The organism is uncultured Pseudacidovorax sp. (assembly GCF_913773995.1).
In the GTDB taxonomy this organism is placed as follows: domain Bacteria; phylum Pseudomonadota; class Gammaproteobacteria; order Burkholderiales; family Burkholderiaceae_C; genus Xenophilus.
The window spans coordinates 1-3,407 of the sequence record NZ_CAJYES010000178.1; the positions used below are offsets into that span (position 1 = coordinate 1).

At 67.8% G+C, this 3,407-nt stretch carries 4 protein-coding genes; 1 reads left to right on the forward strand and 3 read right to left on the reverse strand.

The window, feature by feature from the left end; translation table 11 throughout:
• The coding region (locus QZ772_RS16295; RefSeq protein ID WP_295528404.1) for a LysR family transcriptional regulator at nt 1-710 on the reverse strand (710 nt) is incomplete at its 3' end.
• A 117-nt stretch (nt 711-827) separates the two neighbouring features.
• Here QZ772_RS16295 and QZ772_RS16300 point away from each other — a divergent pair.
• Complete coding sequence (locus tag QZ772_RS16300; protein WP_295528407.1) at nt 828-1,451, forward strand: NAD(P)H-dependent oxidoreductase; 624 nt, start codon at nt 828-830, stop codon at nt 1,449-1,451.
• 152 nt (nt 1,452-1,603) lie between these two features.
• On the opposite strand, the gene QZ772_RS16305 is transcribed toward QZ772_RS16300, so the two are convergent.
• Together QZ772_RS16305 and epsC are read right to left on the reverse strand one after the other, a co-directional pair.
• A complete protein-coding gene (locus QZ772_RS16305; RefSeq protein ID WP_295528409.1) occupies nt 1,604-2,161 on the reverse strand; it encodes an NAD(P)H-dependent oxidoreductase in 558 nt (185 codons plus the stop codon).
• A 142-nt stretch (nt 2,162-2,303) separates the two neighbouring features.
• On the reverse strand, nt 2,304-3,221 hold the full coding sequence (gene epsC, locus QZ772_RS16310) for a serine O-acetyltransferase EpsC (protein WP_295528413.1): 918 nt from the start codon (nt 3,219-3,221) through the stop codon (nt 2,304-2,306).
• Nucleotides 3,222-3,407: the final 186 nt, after the last annotated feature.

The window sequence follows — 3,407 nt, forward strand, 5'->3', positions numbered from 1 at the left end:
TCCATCGCGAAGCGCAAGGTCAGCAGATCGTTGGCCAGGTAGCGCGGCGTCTGCAGCAGCAGGTGGGTGGCGCCGTCGGGACCTTCGAGCAGGGTGCCGGCACGCGCGTCTGCGGCCGACATGGCGACGCATTCCACCGTCGCCAGGTCTTCGGGGTGCGTGATGGCGCCATGGCGTGCGAGCAGGGCCGGCGTGCCGAGCAGCAGCATGCGACTGCAGCTGAACACGCGCGAAGCCAGCGTGGCGCTGTTCTCGACGGCGCTGCGCACCCGCAGGGCGATGTCCACGCCCTCCTCCACCGGATCCACCGGCCGGTTCACGACCCGCATTTCCAGCTGTACCCCGGGATGGCGCCGGAAGAACTCCGGCAGGGCCGGCCCCAGATTGCTTTGCGCCAGCGTGACCGGGCAGCTCAGCCGCACCAGGCCGCGCGGCTCCTTGCGCACTTGGGCCACCTCGGCGGCGCCGGCCTCGGCCGCCTCACGCACGGCGACGCAGTGACGCAGATAGACCTCGCCCGCCGGCGTGAGCGACAGCCGGCGCGTACTGCGCTGGAGCAACTGCACACCCAGGGATGTCTCCAACTGGGCGATGCGGCGAGACAGCCGCGACTTGGGCACGTCCAGCGCCCGACTGGCAGCGCTGAATCCGCCACGCTCCACCACTTCGGCGAAGAACACGAGGTCGTTGAGGTCCTGATTCGGGCTCATTGTTCCATCCAGAGAACGAATGGTCGCGATTTTGACGGCTTATCCCCTCGTTGTCCCAGTTTTAGACTTTCGCCCATGCCCGAAACCTTCGGGTCTGTCTTTTCAGGAGTGAAGAACATGAAACTGCTGCACATCGATTCGAGCGTCCTCGGCGCCAATTCCGTTTCCCGCCAACTGACGGCCGAAGTCGTGCGCGACTGGGTGGCCGATCATCCTGGCACGACGGTGGACTATCTGGACGTGGTGGCCAACGCGCCGGCCCACTTCGGTCCCGACGCGCTGGGCGTCAAGGTGGGCGCCGAGGCGACCACCGAAGCCCAGCGGCAGGAAAACGCGGTGTCCGAAGCGCTGGTGAGCCAGTTCCTGGCTGCCGATGTGGTGGTGCTCGGCGCTCCCCTCTACAACTTCTCGATTCCCACCCAGCTCAAGGCCTGGATCGACCGCCTGGCCCAGCCCGGCCGCACCTTCAAGTACACCGAGAAGGGCCCGGAAGGCTTGGCGACCGGCAAGACGGTGATCGTCGTTTCCACCCGCGGCGGCATGTATTCGACCTCCGAAGCCGGCCAGGCGGCCGAGCACCAGGAAAGCTACCTGAAGGTGGTGTTCGGCTTCTTCGGCATCACCGACGTGCGCTTCGTGCGCGCCGAAGGTCTGGCCATGGGCGAAGCGGCGCGCGCTTCTGCGCTGGAGGCAGCACGCGCCTCGATCCCGGCTGCCGCGAAGGCCGCAGTCGCAGCCTGAGTTCGTCGCCGCAACGGCGGCACGGTATGCAGAAAGAGGGTCCCGCGAGACCCTCTTTTCGTTTTGCCGGGCTACTCGATAGCCTCGGCACCAGCATGGAGTTCGGCGTCATCCGCTGCATCCGAGAGCGCCGAGTCGCAGCCCCAACGCCCTTAGACGCTCGCGTGGCGCTTGACCCAGGCGACGTACTTGTCCATCCAGCCCTGCAGAAACTGGCGCGTGGCCTCGATGCCGATGTGGCCCTTCTCGTCGAACAGGTCGTCCTTGTTCTGGATGAAGGCCTCGGGCTGGCCCAGCGTCGGCACGTCCAGATAGGCCAGCACATTGCGCAGGTGCTGTTGCGCCAGCGCGGTACCGATGGCGCCCGGCGAGATGCCGATCACGCCGGCCGGCTTGCCGCCCCAGGCGTTCTGGCCGTAGGGCCGCGAGCCATGGTCCAGCGCATTCTTCAGCACGCCGGGGATCGAGCGGTTGTACTCGGGCGTGACGATCAGCAGGCCCTGGGCACGGGCGATCTCGGTCTTGAGCTGCTGCACCTCGGCCGGCTGCTTGCCGTCCAGGTCCTGGTTGTAAAGCGGCAGGTTGTCGATGTGCAGGTGCTCGAAGGTGAAGTCCTCCGGCGCCAAGGCAGCCAGCGCCAGGGCCAACTTGCGGTTGAGGGAAGCCTGGCGAATGCTGCCGACCAGGACGGCGATGCGGTATTGGCTCATCGAAGACGCTCCTGTTGGGGGATGGACACGAAAAACGTCGATGCTGGCAAGCCGTCGTCCGCGCGTCTGTCAGTCGAAGGCGCACGCACCGGCGGTTACATGCCGCTGGGCGGTGGCCCGTCCAGCCAGCGCCTGGCGTCGCTCAGCAGTCGCCGGGACGCGATCCGCGGTTCTTCTGCAGGCTGGCCTGTGTGACGGAGGCCCCCGGCAGCACATCGTCCGTCACCCACACATTGCCGCCGATGGTGGCGCCCTTGCCGATGGTCACGCGGCCCAGGATGGTGGCGCCGGCATAGATCACCACGTCGTCCTCCACCACCGGATGGCGCGGCAGGCCCTTCTGAGGGTGGCCGTTCTCGTCGGTGGGGAAGCGCTTGGCGCCCAGGGTGACCTGCTGGTAGAGCCGCACATGCTGACCGATTACCGCCGTCTCGCCGATCACGATGCCGGTGCCGTGGTCCATGAAGAAGCCGGCGCCGATGGTTGCGCCCGGGTGGATGTCGATGCCGGTCTGTGCATGCGCCCGCTCGGCCACCATGCGCGCCAGCAGCGGCAGCCCCAGCCGGTACAGCGGGTGCGCAATGCGGTGATGGATCATGGCCGTCACGCCCGGGTAGCACAGCAGCACCTCGTCCACGCTCTGCGCGGCGGGGTCGCCCTGGTAGGCGGCCATGACGTCGGTGTCGAGCAGCGCACGGATGGCCGGCAACTGCAGAGCAAACTCGCGGACACGCTGCTCGGCGTCGGCCCGAAGTTCGCCGGGCTCGATGGCGTCCAGGCGCCGGACATGCCGCAGCTCCTGCACGGCCTGCTCCTGCAACTGACGCAGGGCCTGGTCGATGGTGTGGGCGACGTAGAAGTCCTCGCCCTCCTCGCGCAGGTGGGCCGGCCCCAGCCGCATCGGAAAGAGCGCGCCGATCAGGCTCTCGACCACCTCGTCGACCGCGGCACGCGAGGGCAGTTGCCGCTCGCCGCCGGCCACGCGCTGCTGTGCATGGCGCCATTCGTTGCGCACCCGGCGCAGGGACGAGACGATTTCATCGATGGGAAAGGCAGACATAGGCGTGACCGCGGCAGTGACAAAGGGCCCGCCCGTAAAGGCGGGGCGCCTATTCTGCGCGACTGGCCATGGGCCTGCCTTGTCCCTGGCGCCGAGGGTGAATCCGCAGGCCTCAAACCGCTGCGGCGCGGTCCATGGCAGGGCGACGGCGGCGCCCTGCCCCGCAGCGCCTCACTTCTGCTTGTT